This window comes from Pedobacter rhodius (assembly GCF_027213645.1).
In the GTDB taxonomy this organism is placed as follows: domain Bacteria; phylum Bacteroidota; class Bacteroidia; order Sphingobacteriales; family Sphingobacteriaceae; genus Pedobacter; species Pedobacter rhodius.
Genome location: NZ_JAPWGL010000002.1, coordinates 288,396 through 314,180 on the forward strand (window position 1 = coordinate 288,396; position 25,785 = coordinate 314,180).

The 25,785-nt window shown below is 34.0% G+C and carries 22 protein-coding genes and 3 tRNA genes; 8 read left to right on the forward strand and 17 right to left on the reverse strand.

The features are described from left to right. The first annotated feature begins 1 nt into the window (after position 1). Entirely contained in the window at positions 2–418 is a 417-nt protein-coding gene (locus tag O0931_RS06725; protein ID WP_269414796.1) for a hypothetical protein, read from the forward strand. Between the two features lie 75 nt (positions 419–493). Here the strand turns inward: O0931_RS06725 and O0931_RS06730 are convergent, their stop codons facing one another. The 3 genes from O0931_RS06730 to O0931_RS06740 are packed head-to-tail and all read right to left on the reverse strand — an operon-like array spanning position 494 to position 3,737. Then, entirely contained in the window at positions 494–1,441 is a 948-nt protein-coding gene (locus O0931_RS06730; RefSeq protein WP_269414797.1) for a hypothetical protein, read from the reverse strand. A gap of 23 nt (positions 1,442–1,464) precedes the next feature. Further along, on the reverse strand, positions 1,465–3,162 hold the full coding sequence (locus O0931_RS06735) for a GMC oxidoreductase (protein ID WP_269414798.1): 1,698 nt from the start codon (positions 3,160–3,162) through the stop codon (positions 1,465–1,467). Between the two features lie 2 nt (positions 3,163–3,164). Continuing rightward, positions 3,165–3,737, reverse strand: coding sequence for a gluconate 2-dehydrogenase subunit 3 family protein (locus O0931_RS06740; protein WP_269414799.1), 573 nt, complete (start codon positions 3,735–3,737; stop codon positions 3,165–3,167). A gap of 474 nt (positions 3,738–4,211) precedes the next feature. Here O0931_RS06740 and O0931_RS06745 point away from each other — a divergent pair, with 474 nt between their 5' ends. After that, positions 4,212–5,516 (forward strand): hypothetical protein, encoded by a 1,305-nt coding sequence (locus O0931_RS06745; RefSeq protein ID WP_269414800.1) that lies wholly within the window; start codon positions 4,212–4,214, stop codon positions 5,514–5,516. Positions 5,517–5,902: 386 nt separating this feature from the next. Here O0931_RS06745 and O0931_RS06750 read toward each other — a convergent pair whose 3' ends face one another. Together O0931_RS06750 and O0931_RS06755 are read right to left on the reverse strand one after the other, a co-directional pair. Next, on the reverse strand, positions 5,903–6,784 hold the full coding sequence (locus O0931_RS06750; RefSeq protein WP_269414801.1) for a glycosyltransferase family 8 protein: 882 nt from the start codon (positions 6,782–6,784) through the stop codon (positions 5,903–5,905). A gap of 55 nt (positions 6,785–6,839) precedes the next feature. Then, positions 6,840–8,201, reverse strand: coding sequence for a lipopolysaccharide biosynthesis protein (locus O0931_RS06755; RefSeq protein ID WP_269414802.1), 1,362 nt, complete (start codon positions 8,199–8,201; stop codon positions 6,840–6,842). A 257-nt stretch (positions 8,202–8,458) separates the two neighbouring features. Here O0931_RS06755 and O0931_RS06760 point away from each other — a divergent pair, with 257 nt between their 5' ends. Then, positions 8,459–9,586, forward strand: coding sequence for an acyltransferase family protein (locus O0931_RS06760; RefSeq protein ID WP_269414803.1), 1,128 nt, complete (start codon positions 8,459–8,461; stop codon positions 9,584–9,586). 29 nt (positions 9,587–9,615) lie between these two features. Next, the gene (locus tag O0931_RS06765; RefSeq protein WP_269414804.1) at positions 9,616–10,440 is read left to right on the forward strand and encodes a glycosyltransferase family 2 protein; all 825 of its coding nucleotides are present in this window, start codon (positions 9,616–9,618) and stop codon (positions 10,438–10,440) included. 7 nt (positions 10,441–10,447) lie between these two features. On the opposite strand, the gene O0931_RS06770 is transcribed toward O0931_RS06765, so the two are convergent. From O0931_RS06770 to O0931_RS06825, 12 genes are all read right to left on the reverse strand, one after another. Beyond that, positions 10,448–11,575, reverse strand: a complete 1,128-nt coding sequence (locus O0931_RS06770) for a glycosyltransferase family 4 protein (RefSeq protein WP_269414805.1) — start codon at positions 11,573–11,575, stop codon at positions 10,448–10,450. 2 nt (positions 11,576–11,577) lie between these two features. Beyond that, on the reverse strand, positions 11,578–12,768 hold the full coding sequence (locus tag O0931_RS06775) for a glycosyltransferase (protein ID WP_269414806.1): 1,191 nt from the start codon (positions 12,766–12,768) through the stop codon (positions 11,578–11,580). 3 nt (positions 12,769–12,771) lie between these two features. Then, positions 12,772–13,977 (reverse strand): glycosyltransferase, encoded by a 1,206-nt coding sequence (locus O0931_RS06780; RefSeq protein WP_269414807.1) that lies wholly within the window; start codon positions 13,975–13,977, stop codon positions 12,772–12,774. Between the two features lie 11 nt (positions 13,978–13,988). After that, entirely contained in the window at positions 13,989–14,768 is a 780-nt protein-coding gene (locus O0931_RS06785) for a glycosyltransferase family 2 protein (protein WP_269414808.1), read from the reverse strand. A gap of 14 nt (positions 14,769–14,782) precedes the next feature. Then, on the reverse strand, positions 14,783–15,403 hold the full coding sequence (locus O0931_RS06790) for an acyltransferase (RefSeq protein ID WP_269414809.1): 621 nt from the start codon (positions 15,401–15,403) through the stop codon (positions 14,783–14,785). A gap of 113 nt (positions 15,404–15,516) precedes the next feature. Further along, complete coding sequence (locus O0931_RS06795; protein ID WP_269414810.1) at positions 15,517–16,728, reverse strand: O-antigen ligase family protein; 1,212 nt, start codon at positions 16,726–16,728, stop codon at positions 15,517–15,519. Between the two features lie 121 nt (positions 16,729–16,849). After that, on the reverse strand, positions 16,850–18,751 hold the full coding sequence (locus tag O0931_RS06800) for an exopolysaccharide transport family protein (protein WP_269414811.1): 1,902 nt from the start codon (positions 18,749–18,751) through the stop codon (positions 16,850–16,852). A gap of 249 nt (positions 18,752–19,000) precedes the next feature. After that, positions 19,001–19,681 carry a TolC family protein gene (locus tag O0931_RS06805; RefSeq protein ID WP_269414812.1) on the reverse strand — a complete coding sequence of 227 codons (681 nt, stop codon included), beginning with the start codon at positions 19,679–19,681 and terminating at the stop codon, positions 19,001–19,003. Positions 19,682–20,261: 580 nt separating this feature from the next. Further along, a tRNA-Pro gene (locus O0931_RS06810) sits at positions 20,262–20,335 on the reverse strand. Between the two features lie 54 nt (positions 20,336–20,389). After that, positions 20,390–20,463: transfer RNA gene (locus O0931_RS06815), tRNA-Pro, on the reverse strand. A gap of 86 nt (positions 20,464–20,549) precedes the next feature. Then, positions 20,550–20,636 (reverse strand) — tRNA-Ser (locus O0931_RS06820). A 79-nt stretch (positions 20,637–20,715) separates the two neighbouring features. After that, a complete protein-coding gene (locus O0931_RS06825; protein WP_269415432.1) occupies positions 20,716–22,722 on the reverse strand; it encodes an HD family phosphohydrolase in 2,007 nt (668 codons plus the stop codon). A gap of 189 nt (positions 22,723–22,911) precedes the next feature. On the opposite strand from O0931_RS06825, the gene O0931_RS06830 reads away from it, so the two are divergent. The 4 genes from O0931_RS06830 to O0931_RS06845 all read left to right on the forward strand — a co-directional run bounded on the left by O0931_RS06830 (position 22,912) and on the right by O0931_RS06845 (position 25,779). Further along, complete coding sequence (locus O0931_RS06830) at positions 22,912–23,769, forward strand: SPFH domain-containing protein (protein ID WP_269414813.1); 858 nt, start codon at positions 22,912–22,914, stop codon at positions 23,767–23,769. A 3-nt stretch (positions 23,770–23,772) separates the two neighbouring features. Beyond that, positions 23,773–24,294, forward strand: a complete 522-nt coding sequence (locus tag O0931_RS06835) for a hypothetical protein (RefSeq protein ID WP_269414814.1) — start codon at positions 23,773–23,775, stop codon at positions 24,292–24,294. 3 nt (positions 24,295–24,297) lie between these two features. After that, positions 24,298–24,465 carry a type II toxin-antitoxin system antitoxin gene (locus O0931_RS06840; protein WP_269414815.1) on the forward strand — a complete coding sequence of 56 codons (168 nt, stop codon included), beginning with the start codon at positions 24,298–24,300 and terminating at the stop codon, positions 24,463–24,465. Positions 24,466–24,603: 138 nt separating this feature from the next. Then, a complete protein-coding gene (locus tag O0931_RS06845) occupies positions 24,604–25,779 on the forward strand; it encodes an acetyl-CoA C-acyltransferase (protein WP_269414816.1) in 1,176 nt (391 codons plus the stop codon). The last annotated feature ends 6 nt before the right edge of the window (positions 25,780–25,785 follow it).

Sequence of the window (25,785 nt, forward strand, 5' to 3'; positions counted from 1 at the left end):
TATGAAGAGAAGAAATTTTATTCTGTTAACCGGTGTTGCTACCGGAATGGTTATTATCCCTCCGTCTTTGTATTTTATTTCACCGGATTTAAAAAATTATGCAAAAATGCTGATTAACCGGGAACTTGGTTATTTAAAACTGGAACCAAAAGGATTGGATTTGTATATTGAAGACTATTTTAAAAATTCCGGAAATAACACTTTGTCAACCATCAAATGGAAAGTGCTTTACTTTTTGAAGTATGATTCTAAAAACGCTGAACGGATAAACGACTTGCTGAAATATTATTTACTATCAACTGATTTTTTCATTAATCAGATGGATGTTTCAAAGCCGGTGAATTACATTAGAATGTTTGATCCCTATAAAAGCCCTATACCTAATCCATATTCATATATATTACTTCCTGCAATATAACAAAACCGTATATATAAAATATAAAACCGCTTATACACCGAATATTAAAATTTTAATATTTATTGGAAGAGCTGTTTATATAAGTTCAAACAGAAAGGTTTTTTTTAGAATCAATCGAATTCCTTTTTTAAAGGCATAAAAATAATCTTTCCTTGAAAAAGCTATATTAATTTGTTCTATTGACAAGTCAATCTCGATATCGGTTTCCAGTTTTTTCGTTAATCTCCTATTCAGAGCTTGATCATTTAGTTCTGAAACAAGCTTTTGATCGAATAAATTCTGAAGAAAATTGTCCATAAACATCTTTTGTCTTTTTGCCCAGTAGTGAAATATATATTTTTCTGCAGATCTCACTTTTGTTTTTCGTTGCAAAATTAAAGAAAAAGCAAGTTGCTCACTTATAAACCATTTAGAATTATTATAAAATTTATGAGTGAGCTTAATTACATCATTCATATAAACTGAAAAAGTTTTATGTAAAGCCAATACACCTGAATTCCAACTATAGTCTTCACCATTAAAGCTTTCTGCTATTCCATTAATTTTAAAAACGCGTCCTGAAATATAATTCAAAAAGGCTTTAGGATAATGCCCTTGATCAAAAGAAGAAAACAAATCGACTCCCTCCTTTAGCATGTATTCTCTTTTATGCATAAAGCTTTTTCCTTCTTCAAAACCATTTAGCATTATGCTGGCATCCGTTAAAAAAAAAGTATCAGTATCAATGAAAAGTTGATTTGTATTCGGATAGGATTTAAAGGCCATATCAATAACCCCAACCTTTTTAGAGTGAATAAAATCTGATCCCCGCATTAATTTTTCCTCTAATTCTGAGTTGAGCAATACATATTCTATATTTAAATTTAACAAGTACTTTTTAAAGAAATCAGGTGAATCGGTAAAAACAATTACCCTTATATTTTCAATTTTAGGATTCCAAGCCAAGAAACTTAATATGCAAAATATTGCTCTTCTATATTCAATTACTCCTCCATAAGAGAGAAAGATTAAGTTTGTGTGCATTTTTGCTAATTATTTATATAAATCTACAAGTCACCTTTTTTCAATTGCTGATAGGCATACTCACAAGCCCTTGCGGTAAAGGCCATATAGGTTAATGAGGGATTCTGACAGGCTGAGGAAGTCATGAAGCTTCCGTCAGTTATAAAAACGTTTCGTACATCATGCATTTGGTTATAACCGTTTAACACGGAAGTTTTAGCATCCTTACCCATTCTCGCCGTTCCCATTTCATGAATTGTAGAACCTCCAGGTTTATTATAATTAAACCCGTTTACATTTTTAAAACCGGCATTTTCCAGCATTTGTACCGAAGTGTTTTTTATATCATCCATCATATCATTTTCATTGGTCTTAAAAGAAAAATCAATCTTTATGATGGGTTGTCCCCATTTATCCTTAATTGACTTATCCAACGAAACAGTATTTTCATAATATGGAAGACATTCGCCCCAGCCTGCCATCCATACTGTCCAGGCGCCGGGCGTTGTAAGCTGTGCTTTAAAATCTTTTCCAATACCGGTTAAATGACCTGATTTATCACCCCATTCTTCACGTTCGCCATGCCCCTGAATATTGTAGCCTCTTGAAAAGTTATGGTTTTCTGAACCGGATAAATTTCTGAATCTTGGAATTAAAAAACCACATGGTCTTCTGCCTTTATAATATAAATCAGAATATCCGTCGTGTGCTCCACTGGCTCCGGCTGAAGAGTGGTGATCCATTAGATTATGACCAACTTGTTCACTATCGTTACCAAAGCCATTGGGAAATCTATTTGATGTTGAATTAAGTAATATAGAAGCTGTTGCTATAGTAGACGCATTTACAAAAATTATTTTAGAGCTGAATTCCAAAACCTCATTGGTTAATGCATCTATAATTCTAACTCCTTTTGCTTTCTGTTTTTGTTCGTCATATAAAATATCGGTCACAATAGAATGAGGCCTTAGCGTTAAATTTCCGGTTGCCATTGCAGCCGGTATAGTGGAGCTGTTACTGCTGAAATAACCTCCAAACGGGCATCCCCTTTCACATAAATTGCGGTTCTGACAAGGCCCGCGGTTATCCCAGCCCCTTGTCAGGTTTGCTACCCTGGCAATAGTTAGTAGCCTGTTTTGATCATTTTTCTTAATACTTTGCGCCAGGTGTTTCTCAATACAATTAAGTTCCATCGGACTCAGAAATTCTCCATCAGGTAACTGCTTAAGATTTTCTTTTTGACCACTCACCCCGATATGTGATTCTACATAGCTATACCAGGGCGCGATGTCTTTATACCGGACCGGCCAATCTACAGCCACGCCTTCCTTTACATTTGCTTCGAAATCCAAATCACTTAAACGATAACATTGTCTGCCCCAGGTTAATGAACGCCCCCCTACCTGGTTCCCTCTAAACCAGTTAAAAGGCTTATCCTGAATATAAGGTTGATCTTGGTCCCTAATGTAAAAATGTTTGGAAGCAGGACTGTAAGCATTACTTTGAACAGGGTCTGATTCCTTATCAATGTTGGTATTATTCATACCAAATTTAAAATCCCAGGGATGCAGATTTGCAGTAGGATAATCGACAATATGCCTCACATCCCGTCCTCTTTCCAGCAATAAAGTTTTCATCCCTTTTTTGCAAAGTTCCATTGCTGCCCAGCCACCACTGATTCCGGAGCCGATTACGATTGCATCATAAGTTCCTGCATCTATGAAATTCCTGTTAATAAACATAATTATTTAGTTGCCCAAGATTTTTGGTTAATTTTAATCGGAATGCATGCATCATAATTTCCGGGTATATAATCATAACACAACCCTTCTGTTGCACCTGATTTTGACCGGCAATAACCTTCTATGGTAAGATTTCGAAACTTTGAAAAAAAATTTTCACCTAAAAACTTATTATTGATTTTATTTAAAATAGCGTATTTATAATTTGCATTATCAGCGAAATGTTGAACAATACTGGTTTTTTCCTTTGTACTGCATTTCAAAAAAGGCTTCTCATAACTTGAAATGGCATAGTCTTCAAAATCATTCAAACCCCGGATAAAATGGTTCTGAACTTTAACATCGGTACAATTAATAATAACATCCATAATATATTTATGAACATTAGCTGATTTAGCACCTGGTGTATCTGTTTGAGGAATAATAATTTCAGCAATTTCTGCAATAAGTAACTCTTTATCTAACAAATCACGTGGATTGACAGATTGGTGAAGTTGATACCATTTATAACCGGAAAATGAAGAGGCGATTACGCCAATTATTGCTAAACTTTTAAGATATGATCTTCTATTCATTAAAAAATCTGAATTTGAGGCTAATATAAAGAAATTAGTGTACAGATTTTCAGCTGAATTAATAAATAATCATAAGTTTAAGTATGAATGGAGGAAACTATAACTAAATGGCAAATACAAGCAGGTTCCATAATTAAATTATATGAAAATATACTTAAAATCTTTAAATGGCATATTTAATAATACAAGGTAAATAATTCATATAATACACAAGAAATTATCTAAAAATAAGCGACGATTTAGCAAAGCCTAATTAATTGAATTCTTACTTGTCACAAAAAAGTCACAATTCAAATTTTGAAAAACTATTTTTATAAAGAGTTATTAGGAATATTACAAATAATGCTGTTAAAACCGCTTTTTTGGTAAAACTTAAACAAACACCATTTCCAAATTTAAAATTTAATATGTAATATCGACATTATTGTCGTTAAAGAAGTTGAAATAAATACTTGAGACTTTGAAATTTAATTAATGGAAAAAAAATTAAAAATGTATTTTAAAATCTTCTTATGCACGCTTATTTATATGAGTTCTTGCAAAAAAGGAGATAAATTACCAGAACAAATTGCTGCAATTCCGGCAATACCCGTTCTTCCACCTACTGCAACGCTCCCTCCAATATTGGTTCCTGCTTATGAAGTAGGAACAGGCGGTGGAAATTTGACTATTGACGGCGCCAGTTTTAACTTCAGTACAATAAAGCTGATAAAAATTAAAGCAGGCAGCTATAAAACCATTTACATAAAAAACATTTCAGGTACTTTGGATGCCCCTATTACCATAAAAAATAATGGACAGGTGGTTATTACCGAAGGAATAGAAACAGATAACATTATAAATGTTTCTATATCAGGAGATAACGATGCTGATATCAAATATGGTTTTTCTTTTGAAAATATTCCCTTCAGGGCCATTAAAATGAATAAAAGAATTGCAGGTGTAACTTTAAAGAGCATGAGCTTTAAAAATGTTGCAGATTATTGCATTGCAGGTGAAAAAAGCAACGGAAATTTGGCCTACGATGGAACTGAAACATCCAGAAACGAGCGATTTAAAATACTTAACTGCTTATTTGACAATACAGGATCAATTGTGTTCAATGGGTCGCTGAATAAAGATAATTCACAGGATTTAGGTTTATTTAAAGACGTAGAAATTGCCTTTAATCAATTTCAGAATACCAATTCAGGAACACTATGCTCATTTGGAAATATTCAAGATTATAACATACACCATAATGTGGTTAATAATATAAATGCAACAAATAACAATCATAATGGTGTATTCTACATGCAGGGAAATGGAACTTTTCACCATAATAAATTAACGAATTACCAGGGTAATTCTATCCGAATGTGGGTTTATTCCCGCGGATCGAGTCCGGTAACAGTTGAAATTTATAATAATGTTTGCTACAACACCCGCAAATACGGAGGTTTTGAGATTCAGGGATTCGACAGAAACATCTATCCGGGAAAAACTACTTTCGTAAATGCGAAAGTGTACAACAACACTATCGGTCGTATGAATACGTCAAAGGATTGGGAGGGACAGGTTTTAGACCTTTATAATTACGGTGGAACCTTAGAATATTACAATAACCTGGGTTTCGATCTTTATCACAACGGTTTGCCTATCACAAATATGATTAATAATATGAGTGATACAAAGATAACATTAGAGCAAAACAATAAATATATCCCTTCGCAACAAGATGCGATTTCAGACCTCGAAAGTTTTATTTCAAAAGTAACCGGTATCGGAGCATTACTATAACTTATTTATTAACATTGAGAAGTTCCGGACGCCTTTAAGGACTGTCCGGAACTTTTTTTATGCCCCTATGTGTAGCTAACGTGATAAAAATACAATAGTTATAAATAATATTCAACATGTACATCTTTACTTATCCGGATATACATTATATAAACTCATATTATAATATTGAGTGGTTTTGATATCAAAAACAGAAATTTAACCGGACGTTTTTGGTTCGCCACGTTAACGAAGAAAAAGAATAGGAAAATAAAAACAAAAGCAGCCTGTAAAGCTGCTTTTGCTTTCAAACCGGTACGAATTGGCTAAAATATTTTTTAATATTGCGTATTATGATAATATTAAGCTATTCCTCCTTCTGAATATGATCTAAATATTTTTCAAAATTACATTTTTAAAAACATCTTTTTAATTTTATTAAAGATCTTCCTAATGTATCTTTTATTGCCGCTTATTGGCTTAAAGTTTTTCCATGGTGTTAGTGAGAGGTATCTGTAAAATTCATCTTTGTATACCGGCTTTGAATTATAGGTATTGAAAATCGGTTTTATATCGAGAAAATGAACTAATGACGGGTTATCGTTTTCATTAAAAGCAAACCAATTCCATTTTGGATCCAATTGTAACCATTTATTGGCTAAAACAACATTTAATCCATATTGATCCGCTAACTGAACATATTTTTTATGAATTCGCAATGCATCAATTACTTTTTCAGAAATCCCTTCTTTTTTCCATTTTTTCGGATTTATAAGCAAAACTCCGGAGTTAAAGTATTTAGTATCTGCACTAAGTCCAAGCTCAGCATAATTAGCAATTCCTCCCCACTTGCAATCGACAGTTTTACCAACGTCTTGCGCAGCCGCAACTGTATAATCGCCTAATGGAACATTCCATAATTTTGAAATATCATCCTGAACAATTGTATCAACATCCAGATAAATTAGTTTTTCTACATTTTCGTCAATCACATATGGCGAAAATACCCGCATATAAGCCGTTAATGGAAATGCCGAATTATCAACTGGAATAGTAATATGCGCGGGAACAATTTCTTTACTTTTAAACCATTTAATGGTTATCCTTGAAAGATCTACAATTGACTCCAGTTTCTTTCTGAAGCTTTTTGAAATTCCATCATCAATAATATGGAAATCTATATGCTCTTCAGTTTTATGGTTTAGGTCAATAGATTTTAACAACGCAGCAATTAATATTGCATAATGGTTATCACTAGCTACAACAATTGAGATGGTTTCTTTACTCATGGGGAATTTTATGTAAAACGCAAAAGTTTTTTAAATATCTGTAATTTAACTACAATTACAATAAATTTTTCGACGAGCTGAAAAATTTATTTTTCTGTAACTTGTACAACAGGACTAATTCCTGAAAACCAACTTTGTAAATGCTTAAAAAATTAAAGTTATAATAATCATTTAATGGTTTGTAAGTCATGTAAATCGCAACAATTATCGGTATTACTGATGCAAAGGCAATAGAATAAATGGAGTGATAAATCCAAACTCCAATAAATATTGCAACAATATTGCTAAGCGACATAATAATAATTTTATAAAAGTTAATTTTTGGTCTGTGTATTACATCAACGCCAATTGCAAAAAATCTGTCAGCCGGATATAGTAGGGCAATCACAATAAATATTCTAAAAAGATTTGGTGCTTCATTTGCAACATAATTTTTACCACCGAGTAAATGGATTATTGGTTCAGCGAAAATAAGTGATATGATAACTACAGGAATTAAAACCACAGTTAGCATCCCAACCAGTTTCTTTAATGTATAAATCATACCTTCTTTTTCTCCATTATTATAGTTGCCCGATAAGAGCGGCATTCCGCTGGTGACGAAACTTAACAACGGAATCTCTACAATTTGCATTAATTTGCCGCCCAGGTTGTACATAGCCAGTGCAGCAGGACCAATTAAAAAATTGATAATAAATGTGTTGGTTACGCCAAATAAATTCGAACTGATGTTAGTTCCCATACTGTATTTACCAAAATGGAATAATTCCCAAACAGTATCTTTTTTCGCTTTAAAGATTGTACCCATCATAGTCCACCTTAAAATTATTACCATTACACTGGCAAATAAATTGGATGCTATATAAGTATACAATAAAGTGGTTAAATTCAGTTTATGTAAAGATGCCAGTGTAAATACCAGTAATGTATATGAACCTTGGTTAAATATCCTTAACCATAACATACGGTCAAACCTTTTTTTTGCCTGTACAATACAATCGGCCATGAAACATGGCAAAGTTACAACAGAAATGAGTGCAAAGTACTTTAATATAAGCGCTAAACCCTGATCGCTAACTGTTTTGGAGATAAAATAGGTGGGTATATTTAAAATAAAAAAAATAACTGCTATGATAGCCGAAAGCAGCCATGCAGACCCAGCCACCTCTCTTCCTCTATCAATAGATGTACCTGAAAAAAATTTGATTATGGTTACAGTTAAGAATCCGGCTCTTAAATTATCTATTAATCCAATAATGCTTAGAAAAAAAATGTAAACTCCAATATCAGTTACTTTGAGTGAACGATAAACAATTGATAGAGTTATCATTCCAAAAACAGACATTAATCCATTCGCGATTAGCGACTGAAGGTGCATATTCTTGAAGGAACTAAGAATTTTTTTAACGAAGGACATTAAGCGTTGTTTTACAGGAATCTAAATAGGTTGATATACAGCTAGAATCAAAGCAATTCTTATTTTTTAAATGTTTTATACTTGTGTAAGCGAGTGAACGCAAAGTTATTAAATATAACTTAATAAGTTCAAAACTTGTAAAGAAAGACCTGATTAATAAAATATTTATAACTTTAATTTAAATACCTTACTCATAAATATTTTTAACGATCTTTATCAATTGGAAAGCATTTTAAAATTCGATTAATTTATTCTTAATGAAGATCATTAAACTTGAAGCTATTCGTGGTTTTGTTGCCCTGTATGTAGTTATTCATCATTTTATATTATTTACGCAGATATACAGCCTAACACCGGCATTTATAAAATTCTTTTTCAGATTTGGCAGAGAAGCTGTTTTAATATTCTTTCTTTTATCTGGTTTTGTAATATGTGTCTCACACCAAAAGAACAATACCGATTCTTTCCCAATTTATTTTAGAAAAAGATTTTTAAGAATATATCCAATACTGCTGTTTACATTTTTTATTTCTATACTCATATTTTATCTGAATGGATATCAGTTTTCCTTTGTTGACTTTAAATCTTGGATTCAAAACGTTTTTCAGCTTCAGCGGATTAACGACGAACCAGGATGGAAAATTGAACCTTTTCTGGGCAATCTGCCACTTTGGTCACTGGGTTATGAATGGTGGTTTTACATGCTGTTTTTTCCTTTAATTTATCTGTTAAACAGGTTTAAAATAAAAGCCCGTAACAACATCTATGTTGTTTTATTATTTTCCATTATTTCCTGGATATTGTTTATAATACATCCATCTCATGTGTTTTTAGTTTTAAATTTCTTTTTATTATGGTGGGCCGGCTTTTATTGTGCTCAAATTTTTATTGAGCACAGAGATTTTAAATTAGAAGATTTATTCCCGGTATTGATTTCCCTGTTTATCATGGTACTTATCATTGGTTTGCCGATTGCTAAAGATTTTTTTATCGAAAATCGATCTATCGCCCAAATAAATAAAAATTTCCCCATTACAAATTATCTTTATAATTATATAGAAGCACTTATACTGATAATTACCGGGTTTGTCTGGTGGAAATTCAATCTTTTTAAATTTGACCTTGTATTGGGCTGGTTCAAAATTTTTGCACCAATATCTTATGCTTTGTTCGTCATTCATTTTCCGGTGATTCAACTAAAGTTACCCTGTATTGAAAACATATACCTGATACTTATTCTAAAGTCTGCTATAATTTTATTGCTTTCCTGTTTTTTAGAGATGATTTTTCAACCATGGATAAATAAACTACACAAAAAATTAAACCTGTATTTTATTTCTCCTAATTATGTTATTTCAAATACAAAAACAAATAATATCCTTTAAATTAAGTAATTACAATAATCATATTATAAATGAGACCTTTATTTATCCCTAAGAATATATCTAGAATTAGTCAGGAAAAGAAAATTCTTATAAAAGAAATTCCAACTATTGTAAACAATTTCAAAAACAAAATATCTTCTTCTCCTTTAATATCAATAGTTATACCGGCATATAATGAGGAGGAAAATATTTTAAAAACACTTTATTCCTTATCTGAAACGAGCACTCCGCACAGCATTGAAATAATTGTAGTTAACAATAATTCCAAAGATAATACAGAAGAACTGATCAGGTTATGCGGCGTTACTTGTGTAAATGAAAGCAGGCAAGGCATAACCATTGCCAGAAATTCGGGACTGGCAGTAGCCAAAGGAAAATATGTTATGAATGCAGACGCGGATACCATATATCCTGCTTCATGGATTGATGAAATGATTAATCCTTTAATAAACGATAACAATATTGCACTCACTTACGGTAGGTTTTCATTTATCCCAACCGAAAAGACCCCGAGACTCTTATATTTTTTTTACGAATATTTGTCAGATTTTAACAGACACGTGAACAGACGGTATAAAGAAGAAGCCTTAAATGTTTATGGATTTAATTCTGCCTGCAGAAGGGAACAATGCATTAGCGTCGATGGGTTTACACATCCGGCGGGAACTAACGAGGATGGCTGGTTGGCTATGAAATTGCGCAAAGCCGGGTATGGTAAATTACACTGGGTTACCAAAAAAAATGCAATTGTTTGGACGGGTGACAGGAGAATTATTGTAGACGGTGGAATATATAAATCAACTTTTGATCGCTTTTTTAAATATTTTAATTTTAACCATGTTAAAAAGAAATAACTAAATTTTATCTTTTATAATTAAGAAATACATCCTCGTAAATCAATTCAATTTTTTTAGTCATTACTTCTACATTAAATTGGTCTTTTACTGTTTTTTCAGCTTTCGAGCCTAAATTTGTTCTTAATGGTTCGTTACGTATCAATTGATTTAACGCTTCTGACAAGCGTCGGATATCTCTCGGAGGAACAAGAATTCCATTGTCATCATTTGAAATTAAATCGTTTATCCCATCGATTTCGGACGCGATAATTGCCTTACGCATCGACATTGCCTCCAATAAGGCTATCGGCAATCCCTCCCATAAAGATGGCAAACAAAATATATTTATCGCATTTAATATATCGGGAATATCTTCTCTGAAATCGATAAATATTATATTTTTCAAATGAAGCTCATCGGATAATTTTAACATTTGAGGTTTTAAATCTCCATCTCCGACGATAAGAAACTTTACATTTTCGGACGCCTCTAAATTAGCAATTGCGTGTATAAAAGCGATTGGCGATTTCTGATGCGTAATCCTGGCAATATAGCCAACCACTACATCCGTATCCTTGATACCTAATTCTGACCTGATGTCTTTATAAACCTTATCCGGGTTAAACTTTACCCGGTTAATTCCATTAAGAACAACGATTGAATCGGGCATCGGGAATTTACTTTTGCCCTCCCTTAAATTACTTTCTGAAACACAGATGGTTTTATCAGCTACATGAACTAAAAACCGTTCGCTTAGTGTTCTTATTGTTTTAACCATTTTGCCCTGATCCGGATGAAAAGACCAGCCATGAACCGTATAAATTAACGGTATCTTAAGGGATTTGGCACTGTAAAACGTATTGGAATTTGCCCGGGTTCCATGGGCATGGATTAAATCAATTTTTTCTGCTTCAATTATCTTCTTTACTTTTTTCCAGACCCTGAAATCGAAAGGTGTTTCTGTATTAACGACATAGGTTTTATAACCTTCTGCTTTTAATTTTTCAACCATTGGCCCTTCTGTAAAAGATAGAATTACAGATTCATATTTTTGCTTATCCAATTCCTCAACAAGGTTTAGAACATGAGTTTCGCCTCCACCAACCTTTCCTTGCCTTATGGCATGTAAAATTTTTTTCTGTTGAACGCCCATGTCTACTTATTTTTATTTATGTCTTCAATATTGCTATCATAATAATGTATGGTAGCCGTCGAAATTTTGTTGGCTTTCCTGGCTTTAAATAGCGATACAACCTGCAGAAAAATAAACATTGGTACTTTTAATAACGAACTATAAATAATTTTTGGCGCTTTGAAGTGATTTAAGGCAATAAGAAAAACAGCAAAAAAACTTATCAGACTTATCAACCAGAAAATTAACATTTGCGGCATAAAAATTAAATCCGCTAAAATGCTTATAAATGTTAGTCCGCCAATTATAAATAGCGGCGGTCTTGAAAAAATCAATCCACATAGAAATTGATTCCAATTTAATTTAAAGAGGCCTGTAACTGTCAGTTTTAAGCCCTTACCTGCATATTTAAACCAGGTATTAATCCATCGTGCCCTTTGCTTAACGAGCTGATCTGATTTAGACGTTTTTTCATCATAAACGACAGCTTTTTCCGCAAAAGCAATCCGTTCACCTCGATTAAGAATTTCCATTTGCAGAACCTTATCAAAGCCTGCGCCTTCTATATCGAGGTGCTCAAGGCATTCGCGGTAAAATGCTGTTGTAAATGCCATGCCCGAACCTGCCAGAGACGCAGATGAACCTGCATCAAATAGTAATTTCCGGTCGATGAACCGATAATATATATCTCCTGCTTCATCCAAACATGCATACGCCGTATTTAAATTTTTAGCCCTTCTAACACCTTGTATTCCCAGATAATTTTGCCTGAAGAATTTATTCAGTTCATTCAGATATTCTGGGTCTACAAGATTATCACTATCAATAATGGTTAAACAATTATGATTTCTTTTAAAATTTTTGATGGCATAAAAATGCGACTTTGTATTGCTTGCCAAAGTTTCTTCGGGCCTTAATAATACAATACGATCATCATTGAATTTCAAATTGCTGATATCACATTTATCTGCAACTACATATACCAGGTAGTTGCCATAATTTAAATTTAAAATAGAATTAACTACAGCAGGCAATAAAATCGTTTGTTCGTATGCAGTTACAATGATGGCATAATCATTTTCCTGGTCAGTTGAGGGAATTTCTGTTGCCCTTACCTTAAAAAAATGCAGGAGATATAAAAATAAAGGAAAAAACAGGTTAAATCCGATAAGTATCTGGATAACAAGAAATAAAATTGAAACAAAATTAACCATATATTATCCTTTTTCGACGGAATTAATAGCACTATAAATAGCACTGACACTATTTTCCCAGGTATGTTCTAATGCAAAAATCCGCCTTTTGGATTGCAAATCTGCAGCATCTTCAGCCAAAGCACGTTCAATTAAAACAATGTAGTCTTCTTTCTTTTCTGCCAGATAAACAAAGTTTGAAAAGGTCTCCATTGCTTTAGTCGCAGTAGCTACAACAGGTTTTCCAATAGCGAGATACTCATCAATTTTTCGCGGATAATTGCCGATTGTGACCAAATTGACTAACTGAGGATTTATACAAACGTCAAAGGCGTTAATATAATCTGGCAAGGAATCTATCGATTTCATACCTGTAAATATAATGTTTGGGTATTGATGCAAATTGCTGTTTTTAAAAACTTCATCTTCAGGGCCAACTAAAACAATACTCCAATCTGGTCGGTTTTTCGCTATATGTTCGATGAGCTCTATATCTAAACGGATGCTTTGAAGCGCGCCAACATAACCGATAAGTGGTTTTTTTATACTTAATAAATCATTCGGTAAGGCCTTGTTTTTATTTGGAAAAAAAAGATCTAAATCACATCCCTGGCCAACGTAAAATGAATTGGGGTTATATTTACCACAGTAATCTGCCAAAAAGGTAGAATTTGCAACACAAAGGGTATTCTTTGCAATTAGCCTGGGCTCCAGTACCTCACCATGTTTTTTCCAGTAATCTACTGCGATCATATAATCCCTGGAATAATAAATACTCAGTTTAGGCTTTAGCAAATCACTCAAATAATATCCTTTAAACATTTCATTATCATTGAAAAGAATGAAATTTTTGAATTCAAGTGTTCTTATAGCTTTTAATATAGATTTGGCAAGTTTTTTATTATTAAATAAATTCAGCAAATTGAATATTGATGTACTTGGAATCCAATTAATAGATTCTACCATACAATCGGGGTAAAAATTCCATAAATTATCTTGAATTTTAATTAGCCCATTTGCTTTGCCTTTAATAATATCAAGCCTTTTCTCAATTTTGACTTCATGCTTATTTCTATACAGCGTAATTCGGTCGAGTGGCGAATTAATGTACAATACTCGGTTTGTTTTGCTAAATTCTAAAGCGATATTCTTACAATTACTGCCTATTTCAGTATCCCATGGTTGTTGCCCGACTACAATAATATCTCTTCCGCTTAAAGTTTCACCCATATCCAATTTAGTTAAACTTTTCGCAGGTACAATCCTGAGTAACAATTAATATACCTGTAAATAGTTCTGATTTGGCTTACAAAAAAATTATCGCTGTTCCGCCATACATTACGTGTCATGGTACTGGGTTCTGAACTTGAGTTAACTTGTTCTAAAACAGATTTATGTTCATCATAGAAAAATGCCTTCCCTCCTCTTTTAATAAAGGACATCATCATGGTAAATTCAGTTTTATCGCCGGATGTACCTTCTAAATAGCGGCCAAATTTTTGGGCGAAATTACTTCGTTTAAGATGAGGATGGTCGCTGTAATAGGCAAATTTATCTAATCCGGGGTACCACCATTTAAAAAGCATTTCAGAAAACCCGTCTTTATAATATTTTAAATATGGGTATTTATTATAGGCATAAAACCTGACCATATCAAAGTCTTCTCTTTCTTTTAATAACGCATAACCATCTTTCAGATGTTTTGCAAAGTTTTCCAGGGGAATAAAATCTTCCTGAATATATAATGTAAAGGGTGTTTCAACTGCATCCTGACCTTTATTCAGATTATTGCCAAGTCCTTTATTTACAGGAACTGTAATTAACCGGAAATCATAATCATTGTGCAGTTTTTCAATGTATTCTAAATGTTCGGGCATACTGCTATCATCTGATACGACAATATCATAAAATCTGCAATTTGCTTTTTTTAATTCGGATAACAAACGCTCTAAAGATTTACTGCGATTGTAATGTGTAATCATCAATGTGATATCTGAAAAATATTCGATTGCTTCTGTCATTAATCTTTAGTTTCTTAAGGTATAAACTTTTCCCATAATCCCGATGACTGGTTATATTTCTTGATAACTTTTGCAGGATTTCCGACGGCAACCGAATACTCAGGAACTGATTTGGTAACAACACTCCCTGCACCGATAATACAATGCTTACCGAGCGTAACGCCTGCTGTTATCACGCTATTCGAACCTATCCAAACATCGTCGGAAATTGTTATTTCCTTACAATTTACATTTTGATGCGCCGGAGGTACAGTAACATCCTTATAATTATGATTTAAACCGGAAATAACGATGTTTTGTGCCAACATAACGTTATTACCGATATTAACCGGCCCGATAACCACATTTCCAATACCAATAATGGTACCGTCACCAATAATCACATCACCCACACCATTGTTAACTGTTGCAAAATCTTCAATAACAGATTTTTTTCCTAAAACAAACTGATTGAATGGAAAAACATCTAATCTTGTACGACTGCGTATGATAGATCCAGCACCCTTTTTATGCTTAAAAGGATTTAAAAATAAACGAACCCATAAACGGGGCCTATGTTCATTGGTTGGAATGAGCATAGACAGCGCCAGCTTTTTTAATTTGGGATTGGATTTTATTTTTGAGATAACCGACATTTGTTTTAAAACTAATACTCGTCTTCATTATCCTTCGGACGGTAAATTTCCTTAAAGAAACCGAAGGCAAAAAAAATCAAAGCAGGTAAAGAAAAAATTTCCCAGGGCATATTTTATTCAGTTAAAATTTTATTGTCTGACAATTCCTTATCTAATTTTGGCATGATGTATACAAATGCCAGCGAAGCACATACAATAATTGCAGAAGGCATGGTATTTATAACCTCGTTTCCGTAACTACAAAATAATATCCCGGCAAACCCAGAGGTGAGTGCTATTCCTTTTATTTTGAGTCCCTCATCCCTGATTCGCCATACAATTCCACAACACTTACCCAGTATGTACATATTCATGCTAATCCATATTGTAAAACCTACAATACCATACATGGCCCAAATTTTTACCCAGTAGCTATCCGGTTGTATTTTAGACAAAAATTTATCCTGGTTATATTCCATTCCATTGGCACCAATTACGCCCAAACCGCCTCCAAACGGAAGCCCGCTCATGTAATCCTTTAGTTTTTGTTGTGACACCATTCTAACTTTCAAGGATGGATCTTCAGGATTTAATGCTGACCTTAAACGATAAATCTGATAGTTTCCATTACCAATATATGTAAATTTAAGTACACATAAAAACAAAACGGCCACAGCCCCTCCAAGTATCAAAACCTTAAACTTTTTACTTAAGATTATCGCTAAAAATGCCCCTGGTACTAAGGCAAATAATGCGCCTCTTGTTCCGGATATCAGCATCCCATAAAACATTAACGCAGAACAAATAAATAATAAAATTTTCAACTTTTTCTTAATTGGTCCGAGGGCCAGAATTAATGCGACTAAACACATTTGTGCCTGTGATGCACCGAATTGTGCTGCTTCTGTATAAAAAGAAAATACCCTGAGTCTACCAAATAAAATATGAGTAATTGATCCGCCACTATTTAAGAATGCTTGATCGCCGCGAGATAAGCCTAAATGAAGTTGCTTAATACCATCTAGAGCGGCTACAGTAGAAATTATAACAATAATTAATAAAAAGTTATTTAAATCTTTATAAGTGGTAAAGATTAAAAAATAAAGCATTACAATCAGCAGCGGATATTCCGCTGCTGATCTTATTTCCTTAAGCCAACCCAATATGTTTGCGCCTGCAGGATTCGCTACTTCTAAAATACTTAATACAAACCAAAACAGAAAAAGATAAAACAAATCGTTGTTTAAATTTCTCCAGTTTTCTTTTGGTATGGTAAAGACAGCAACAATAAAAGCCAATAAAAAAAAAACTTCAATTAAAATTCCAACAGGAAAATTTAGAGACAATTCCCTGGCAATTAACCAATAAATAAAACAATATATTAAGGCAATATATAAGATGACCTTCGCAACCATACTTATGCTGGATTATATTGGAAAATAATAATTAAATGAAGGATGCTGTAAATTAGTTCTGGAGTTGTATTTTGTTTAAGACCCATCCTAAAAAACCTGGCGTCTTTTTTATATAGTCAACATATTCTTTATCTGTTTCGCTTATCGTTGCGCCATACTCGAAAACAGCGATGTTTTTTTCAGTGAAAAGAAGCCATTCTTTCGCAAGGTTCATATCCCTTAAATTGTTTACATCAACTAAGATGACATCAAATTCATCTTTAAGGATATCAAACCCTGCTTTTAAACTTTTGATACTTTGAACTTCCAATAAGGATTCTCTCGCAGCGCTCTTATTCATTACAGTGATCAAATCTTCAGTATGAATTTCTTTCTTAATCAAAAAAGTTTGAAAGTTCAAACTTTTAATGAGGCCTTTAATATCGGATTTCACAACCGGTAATTCATCTGCAATTAACAATACTTTTTTACCGGTCATCGCAAATGCATAAGCAAGACTGTAAGCAGTAAACGTTTTTCCAACATCGTTACCTAAACTAGTGATTCCGAGTATTTTGCTGTCATCGGCATCCATGGCATTGTTAATTTCGAACCTAAGAGATCTTAACATATCCCGATATAATTCAAAATTCACATTACCTGTGGTGTCACTCCAAATTTCACGTATACGTCTTTCGTTATTTTCAATTTTATTTAAAATTCCTATCGTTTTAGATTTTGTAGCAATTGCAAGTTGCTGCCCGGTAAGAATTTTATCGTCAAGTAGAAACATGACAATAACGAAACCTAGACAAAGCGCAAAACTGCCAAAACCCGAACCGGCTAAATAGATAATACGCTTAGATGGCTCAGGATTTCCTGGTAAACCTATTTGCTCAATCTGCATGTTTAAGCCATTAATTTGGCCACCTCTACTCTGATTATATTGATCCAAAGCTGTCATATATTCTTTGGTAGCGAGATCAGCTTCCCGTTGGTAGTTTTGTATGTCGGCATCAAACGGAACCATCCCGCTGTATTTTGCCCTTAAAGAAGCCAGTTGCGCATCAATAGACTGCATACTGCTTTTTGCCTGCTGTATGGCAATTTCAAGATTGGTTTTCTGTGTAAATAATGCTTGCTTCGAAGTTTTAGGATCATAAACATTTTCATCAATGTTCTGATTGCTTTTGACTTGAAGAATTTTGGTAATCGAATCCACTTTTTTCTGATCGGAAGCCTTAAAGCCGTTGTCGAGCAATGCACTGTTTGCACTTTGAAGTTCGCTTTTCAACCTTACAATCTCACGATTATCGGCACGGCTACTACCGTTAATATTTGGATCTGCTCCTCTAAGTTTACGATTAATCTCAGCTATTGCGCCTTGACTGGATTGAATTTGTCTAATCGTTTCGCTGCGTTGGGCCTCGTAAGTTGTAATTTGCCCATATACAGCTGCAGATTGTTCATCGAGGTTTAACACACCTTTATTTCTCTTAAATGAAGATAAAGCTGCGTTCTTGTCATTCATAACAATCTCTTTCTGTTTTAGCAAAGAATCTAACAACACGTTTGAGCTATTACGATTCGTACTAACCTCCCTGCTGTAATTCTGAATGAAATTCGTAGCAAGTGTATTCACCAAATAGGCAGAAAGATCAGGGTTCTCTGATTCGTAAGCAATGTTTATATAATCACTGTTATCGGCATGGCTGATCTCAATACCTTTTTTTAATAAATCTTCTCCATAGCCCATGGAAGAAACTAAACTGTAAAGTTTGTACTTTCCGTTATTATCGGCCAGAGTTAAAATAGCATTAGACTGAAGTTTTTTTCTATAAAGGTCAATAACAACATTCCTATCTGCGGCATTCAATGAGTCGAGCGACTCACTATATTTCCTAAATGAAATTTTGGGATTTTCAAGATCATGTAGAATTAAATTATATGACAGATTATTTAAAACTTTTTTCATCTTAAACTTTTCCATTATACCATTAATCTGCTGACTAATGCCAAAAAAGTCTACATTTTCATTGATTAGTGCCTTTTTAGTTGGATCAAGAAGCCCTGTAGAAATCTGGACTTCAGACTTATATTGTCTTGGTAGATTTTGAACCAGGAAGTACGTAATGGTAACCGCAATAATGGGAACTATAATCAGCGCCCATTTATATCTGCCTAATAATTTAATAAGTGATTTTACATCCATATACGACTTCTCTTACTTTACGTCGCTCAACTTTGAACCTACAACTTCTTCGAGTAAATCTTTCGCTTTAAGATAAACACTTTCCGCTTGAATTTTAGCCTGATAAGCCTGGAACTGCAATATTCTCGATTGATTATAAGTGTCTAAGGTAATTTCGCTTTTTTCAAATCTATTTCTTAATGTTTCTGCGACACCTTTGTTATCGCTTGCCATTTGTGTATTTATTTTTAAAAGATTTATTGCCTGAATGTAATCATAATACCTGCTTTTAACTAAAAGCACTAACTGATTATCATAATCTTTAGCTTCTAACTGGGCAATTTTATAATCATCTTTTGCTTTTTTAACCGTGAATGGTTTAGTAATGAAATTTCCAAGATTTAAACCAATAGAAAACTGAACACCATTTACATTGTAAGGATTTACCGGATCAAGAACTGTTTTATTATCCGGACGAATAAAATAATTAGCGCTGAACAAATCTAAATAAGATATTGATGCAATTGTTACATCTGTTTTTGACTTACTTGTTCTTAAAGCGAAAGCTTTAGATTTTGGATAGTTTTGCTTCGCTAATTCGATATACTTTTCCAAATCAGCATATTTTATTTCCGGAATGATGGTTTCTTGGGAGTAAGCGTTCACACTTAAAAACATTAAGGCTGTTAAAGTGATTTTCAGTAGAGTTTTCATTAATAATTAGGGGGTTATTTATAATATTTTATTTAAAACTTGTGATAATATAAAACGCATAAATATACAATTAAACTTGTTTCTTTTAAAAAAGTGAAGAAAAAGTTTTAACAATTATATTAATATTTAAAAATATGATATAATCGTTAACCTATTTGCAATCTAATAAGTTTAATAATTTTTGAATATTTATTTTATCTACTCCGATCTCATAACAAAGTTATACCCCGGTAAACTGACCTTTAACTAAAAAGATTATTATCTTTAAATGTAGATAATAAAAGTCTTTAAACTTCTTTTAAAAATACAAATTTAGCAATTCTCTGAGCATTTTAAAACTAACATTAAAACTAACAAAAGCTATTTGTACTATTATTTAATAAATTCACTATAAACCTATTTAAGCGGTATTTATTTGGTATATCTCTATGTATTTGACGGTAATATTGTAGAAATAAACTATTATTTAATTAAAATTATTCTTTTCCTGGTTCTGAATTCAAACGAGTTTAGAATTTAGTTAGAGAGATAATTCCACATTAAAATAAAAAGCCTGTCTCTTTAGAGAAACAGGCTTGAGTCGGGGTGGCAGGATTCGAACCTACGACCTCCTGCTCCCAAAGCAGGCGCGATACCGGGCTACGCTACACCCCGAAAAAGGTATCGATCTTTATTTAAATTAATCTGCAATTATGGCTGCAAATTTTGTCGGGGTGGCAGGATTCGAACCTACGACCTCCTGCTCCCAAAGCAGGCGCGATACCGGGCTACGCTACACCCCGAACTGGTATCTGTTTCCCTTTTGCGAGGGGTGGCAAAGTAACGGATTTAAAATGATATTTCCAGTTAAATTTGCTAATTTATTTTGCGGAGAGGGCGGGATTCGAACCCGCGGTACCGTTACCAGTACGACAGTTTAGCAAACTGTTCCTTTCGGCCTCTCAGGCACCTCTCCGTTCGCTCAAAATTTTGTCCTACCGACCTTGTTTTGAGGTCTGCAAATATAGTAAAACAACCTATTCCACAAAAAAAAATTATAAAACTTGTTGATAATCTATCCGAACATGATAGATACTCATCAGCATCGTCTTGAAAATCAGTTTAATAGTTTCGATATCTTTTAATGTCAAATCGCAATTATCCAGCTGATTTTGTTCCAACTTATAATTAATTATCCGCTCAACCAGGTCATTTATGTTCTGAGCATCGGGATTTTTAAGTGATCTTGAGGCTGCTTCTACCGAATCGGCCAACATTAATACCCCGGTTTCTTTGCTAAAAGGGATGGGTCCCGGGTAGCGGAAAATATTTTCATCAACAAATTTTTCCGGCGAATTTTTAAGAAACGACTGGTAAAAATAATCAACGCGTGTATTTCCATGATGGGTTCTGATGAAATCTATAATTGCTTCAGGCATTTGATTCTTCCTCAAAATTTCTATCCCTTTATGAACATGCTGTATAATAATTTGCGCGCTTTGCTCGTAAGGTAATTTATCGTGCGGACTAACCGCTGTATTTTGATTCTCTATAAAATATTGAGGATTATCAACCTTACCAATATCATGATAAAGCGCCCCTGCCCTTACCAGAACCGAGTTGCCGCCAATTTTAAAGATGGCTGCTTCTGCCAGGTTGGCAACCTGAAGAGAATGCTGAAAGGTACCCGGAGCTTTGAACGCAAGCTCTCTCAAAAGTTTATTGTTCGTATTTGTAAGTTCGATTAGCGCAACATCAGACGTAATTCCAAAAACCCTTTCAAAAATATAAATTAACGGATAAGCCAATAACGAAAGTAAAACACTAAAAACAAACGGAACAAAATTTACCCACTCAATATCTCTGAAAGAACCTTCTCTAAGTAGCGCTATCCCAACAAATGAAACGAAATAGGCTGACAGAATAAAGAGTGCTGATACCAGGAAGCGTTCCCGTTTTACAAAATTCTTGATACTGAAAATCGCAACCATCCCGGCCGTTACCTGATAGAATACAAATTCGAAACTATTGGCAACAAAAAACCCAGCTATCAAAATCACCAGCATATGGAGGTATAACGCAAGCCTAGTGTCAAAAAGAATTCTTATTATAATAGGTACGACACAAAATGGTATATAATAAAGGCTTGCGAGATTCATCTTTAATGCCCAGGTTAACGCAAGCAGCATTCCGGTCGTCACAATTAATATCAACGAAAGCTGGCGGTTATCCGAAAAAATATCCCTTCTGAAAAGAAAAAGGAAAGACATCAATATCGTTAAAACAAAACCAACAAGAACTACCTGCCCCAGGTAAACTAAAGTTCTGCTGCCAATGGTTTTGGTTTGTGCATCATAAGTTGCCTTATATGATTCTAATTTCTGGTAAATTTCATCATCTATTACATCGTTTTTCGCCACAATAAGTTCGCCCTTCTGTACCATACCTTTAGTTGTAGATACGTTACTCACCGTGTTTTCACGTATCACCTCCGTTAACCGTTCATTAAAAGTTATGTTTGGTGTAATATGGTCTTCAGCCAGGTTATCTACCAAATCCTGCATCACCTGATTTGGTGCCTTAAAATTTGCTTTAAAATATTTTAAAGCAGTTTCCGCAGTAAAAATATCCTGCGTATTTTTTTCAGTGGAAACATTATTGTTCAATAACGAGAAATCGTAATTTTTACCAGCTGTTTGATGTTTTACATTTAAGCCTATAATTCCCTTTTGATAAATTGCCTGCAACAGCTTATAGGATATATTTTTGTATGTGGCTTTTTCCTTTTCATCAAGTTGACCTGAACGCCATTTAATGTCAAATTCATTTAAAAACCCCTCCAATGCATCATTTGTAACTTCTCTATCAACTTGGTAAACCGGCAATACATCCCGAAGCGCATCTTTTTTATCGGTATTAACCTGTGGATTGGTTTTTAAAATTGCAAAGGGAAAAGGAGAAATTAAATCTTTATTCATCCAAACTTTATTTTTTTCAAACTCATATCTGAAACGAGGTTGTTTGGGTAGAAAAAGTGTAATAATAAAAACCGTAAAAATCATCATCACATATTTTATGTTGGACGAATATTTACGATAGAGAATTTTATGAGAGTTTTTCTTGATTTTGGCCAAAACGATACATTTATGGTGCTGTCAAAAATAGCATTTTTATCTAATATACATTTTACTGATTTTGTTTGCAATTACCATTTATTATATTTTACTTTATGATATCAAATTAATATCATTATGTATCAGGAAAAAATCATTAATCCGCCATCAGGCTATTTAACATTTGCATTGTTTTTGGCGCTTTTAGGTGCCGCAGTTTTTTGTTTTGTAACAGAAAGCTTTATTTGGGGAGGATGTATCCTGGCTTTTAATTTCTTTCTGGTTTTACCGGGATTAATTATCAATAATCCAAATGAATCAAAAGTGCTGACACTTTTCGGTAAATATGTTGGTACGGTTAAAACAGATGGCTTTTTTTGGGTAAACCCGCTAACGAATAAAAGAAAAGTTTCATTAAGGGCAAATAACTTAAATGGCCAGCAATTAAAGGTTAACGATAAACTCGGCAATCCTATAGAAATTGCAGCGGTTGTGGTTTGGAAAGTTAACGAAACTGCGAAAGCCATTTTTTCTGTTGAAAATTACATGCAATACGTTAATATCCAGAGCGAAGCCGCAGTTCGGCATCTGGCAAATATATTTCCGTATGATCATGCTGAAGGTGAGGAAACCAGCATTACCTTAAAAGATGGTGCAGAAAAAGTTAGCGAACTTTTAGAAAACGAACTGAACGACAGACTTTCAAGAGCTGGAATTGAGGTTTTGGAAGCCAGAATTTCTCACCTGGCTTATGCCCCGGAAATTGCCAGTGCTATGTTACAACGCCAGCAAGCAACAGCAGTTATCGCCGCCCGCAAACTAATTGTTGAAGGTGCCGTGGGAATGGTTGAAATGGCATTAGAAAAACTATCACAAAAAGGAATCGTAGAATTAGATGAAGAACGTAAAGCTGCAATGGTAAGTAACCTGCTGGTGGTTCTATGCGGAGACAGACATGTTCAACCTGTTGTAAATACCGGTACGCTTTATAATTAACAAATGGAATTCGAAGAACAACAAAATCTAAAACTCTGGTGGCTTTACATCATATTGGGTGTAGATGCTGTAATGGTTTTGAGTATTGTTTTATTCGATAAAGGTGGAATGAATTTGAGGGATTTTAAGAATGTATACTTCGCCCCGGTTTGGGCGATAATTCTTCCATTTCTTATAATCTACTTCATTCAGAAAAATACATTAACCACAACTATTAATTTACAAGGTATTTCTTATCGCTATTTTCCATTTCAAGTTAAGCCAAAATTGTTTGGTTGGGAAAACATTAAGAAAGTCTACATCAATAAATACGATGCTTTGGGAGATTATGGTGGATGGGGCGTTCGTTACAGGCTCTGGTTTAAGTTTAACGATAAGGCGTATATCCTGAATGATAAGGATAAAGGACTACAAATAGAATTTAAAGATGGTAAGAAACTTCTTTTCAGCTCAAATAAATTGGATGAGATGGAATTATTTCTTATAAATCTTAAAACAAGATATAATATACAGGCAATACAGTAAAGAATGACAGAGAAAGATAAAAAAGCTTTTGTATTAAGGATAAGCACCGCACTTTTAAAAGAAATTGAAACCTGGGCCGCAGACGAGTTTAGAAGCACAAACGGGCAGATTGAATTCTTGCTTAATCAAGCCATAAAATCTCGCAGGAAGAATAAAATAAAAGAAGATTAAAATAAAGACACAGGTAAATTACTTGTGTTTTTTGTTTTAAATGGTACCGCAATGCTAAAATCTGTTTTACAGCGTTTATGCAATATTAAAAAATACATAACTTAGCAGCCTAACCAAAATTCATAAAATTTAATTTACATGAGAGAAGTTGTAATTGTTTCTGCTGTACGTACGGCTATCGGAAGTTTTGGCGGCTCCTTAGCGCAATTTTCCGCCACGCAGTTAGGCGGATTTGCCATCAAAGCCGCTGTTGAAAAAGCAGGCTTAAAACCAGAACAGGTTCAGGAAGTGTACATGGGGAATGTACTTTCTGCAAATTTAGGCCAGGCACCGGCAACACAAGCTGCAAAATTTGCGGGATTACCCGATTTACCGGCTACAACCATAAATAAAGTATGTGCCTCGGGTACAAAAGCGATTATGTTAGCCGCACAAAGTATTGCAAATGGCGATAATGATATCCTGGTTGCCGGCGGAATGGAGAGTATGAGCAATGTGCCATATTACCTGGATAAAGCGAGAAATGGCTATAGGTTAGGTCATGGACAAGTAACCGACGGCTTGGTAAAAGACGGGCTTTGGGATGTTTATAATGATTACCACATGGGATCGGCAGCTGAGCTTTGTGCCACAGATTGCAATATCAGTCGCGAAGCCCAGGATAATTTCGCAATCGAATCTTATAAAAGAGCACATGCTGCGCAAACAGCAGGGAAATTTGCAGGAGAAATTATTCCAATAGAAGTTAAAGACCGTAAAGGTGAAATTACTTTAGTGAATACTGATGATGAGCCAACAGCCGTTAAATTTGATAAAATCCCGGGATTAAAACCGGTATTTAAAAAAGACGGAACAGTTACGGCGGCAAATGCATCTACCTTAAATGATGGCGCAGCAGCTTTGGTTTTAATGAGCGCAGATCGCGCTGCAGCATTGGGTATTAAACCGATAGCTAAAATTTTAGGTTTTGCTGATGCACAACAAGCACCCGAATGGTTTACAACCGCACCATCAAAAGCAATTCCTTTAGCTTTGCAGAAGGCGAATATTGATGTTAACGGCGTTGATTTTTTTGAAATTAACGAAGCTTTTTCAGTTGTATCCATTGCAAATAATCAGCTTTTAAATCTGGAAGCAAATAAGGTAAATGTAAATGGTGGTGCAGTTTCATTAGGTCATCCGCTGGGTGCATCGGGCGCAAGAATTGTTGTTACACTTTTATCTGTTTTAGCGCAAAATAACGGTAAAATTGGTGTCGCAGGAATTTGCAATGGTGGTGGCGGCGCCAGTGCATTAGTTATTGAGAAGTTATAAAAATCT

Bases quoted from the DNA above. Each gene is read 5' to 3' on its own strand.
- O0931_RS06725 (WP_269414796.1), top strand. From the start codon at position 2: ATGAAGAGAAGAAATTTTATTCTGTTAACCGGTGTTGCTACCGGAATG.
- O0931_RS06730 (WP_269414797.1), bottom strand. From the start codon at position 1,441: ATGCACACAAACTTAATCTTTCTCTCTTATGGAGGAGTAATTGAATAT.
- O0931_RS06735 (WP_269414798.1), bottom strand. From the start codon at position 3,162: ATGTTTATTAACAGGAATTTCATAGATGCAGGAACTTATGATGCAATC.
- O0931_RS06740 (WP_269414799.1), bottom strand. From the start codon at position 3,737: ATGAATAGAAGATCATATCTTAAAAGTTTAGCAATAATTGGCGTAATC.
- O0931_RS06745 (WP_269414800.1), top strand. From the start codon at position 4,212: ATGGAAAAAAAATTAAAAATGTATTTTAAAATCTTCTTATGCACGCTT.
- O0931_RS06750 (WP_269414801.1), bottom strand. From the start codon at position 6,784: ATGAGTAAAGAAACCATCTCAATTGTTGTAGCTAGTGATAACCATTAT.
- O0931_RS06755 (WP_269414802.1), bottom strand. From the start codon at position 8,201: ATGTCCTTCGTTAAAAAAATTCTTAGTTCCTTCAAGAATATGCACCTT.
- O0931_RS06760 (WP_269414803.1), top strand. From the start codon at position 8,459: ATGAAGATCATTAAACTTGAAGCTATTCGTGGTTTTGTTGCCCTGTAT.
- O0931_RS06765 (WP_269414804.1), top strand. From the start codon at position 9,616: ATGAGACCTTTATTTATCCCTAAGAATATATCTAGAATTAGTCAGGAA.
- O0931_RS06770 (WP_269414805.1), bottom strand. From the start codon at position 11,575: ATGGGCGTTCAACAGAAAAAAATTTTACATGCCATAAGGCAAGGAAAG.
- O0931_RS06775 (WP_269414806.1), bottom strand. From the start codon at position 12,768: ATGGTTAATTTTGTTTCAATTTTATTTCTTGTTATCCAGATACTTATC.
- O0931_RS06780 (WP_269414807.1), bottom strand. From the start codon at position 13,977: ATGGGTGAAACTTTAAGCGGAAGAGATATTATTGTAGTCGGGCAACAA.
- O0931_RS06785 (WP_269414808.1), bottom strand. From the start codon at position 14,768: ATGACAGAAGCAATCGAATATTTTTCAGATATCACATTGATGATTACA.
- O0931_RS06790 (WP_269414809.1), bottom strand. From the start codon at position 15,403: ATGTCGGTTATCTCAAAAATAAAATCCAATCCCAAATTAAAAAAGCTG.
- O0931_RS06800 (WP_269414811.1), bottom strand. From the start codon at position 18,751: ATGAAAAAAGTTTTAAATAATCTGTCATATAATTTAATTCTACATGAT.
- O0931_RS06805 (WP_269414812.1), bottom strand. From the start codon at position 19,681: ATGAAAACTCTACTGAAAATCACTTTAACAGCCTTAATGTTTTTAAGT.
- O0931_RS06825 (WP_269415432.1), bottom strand. From the start codon at position 22,722: ATGATTTTTACGGTTTTTATTATTACACTTTTTCTACCCAAACAACCT.
- O0931_RS06830 (WP_269414813.1), top strand. From the start codon at position 22,912: ATGTATCAGGAAAAAATCATTAATCCGCCATCAGGCTATTTAACATTT.
- O0931_RS06835 (WP_269414814.1), top strand. From the start codon at position 23,773: ATGGAATTCGAAGAACAACAAAATCTAAAACTCTGGTGGCTTTACATC.
- O0931_RS06840 (WP_269414815.1), top strand. From the start codon at position 24,298: ATGACAGAGAAAGATAAAAAAGCTTTTGTATTAAGGATAAGCACCGCA.
- O0931_RS06845 (WP_269414816.1), top strand. From the start codon at position 24,604: ATGAGAGAAGTTGTAATTGTTTCTGCTGTACGTACGGCTATCGGAAGT.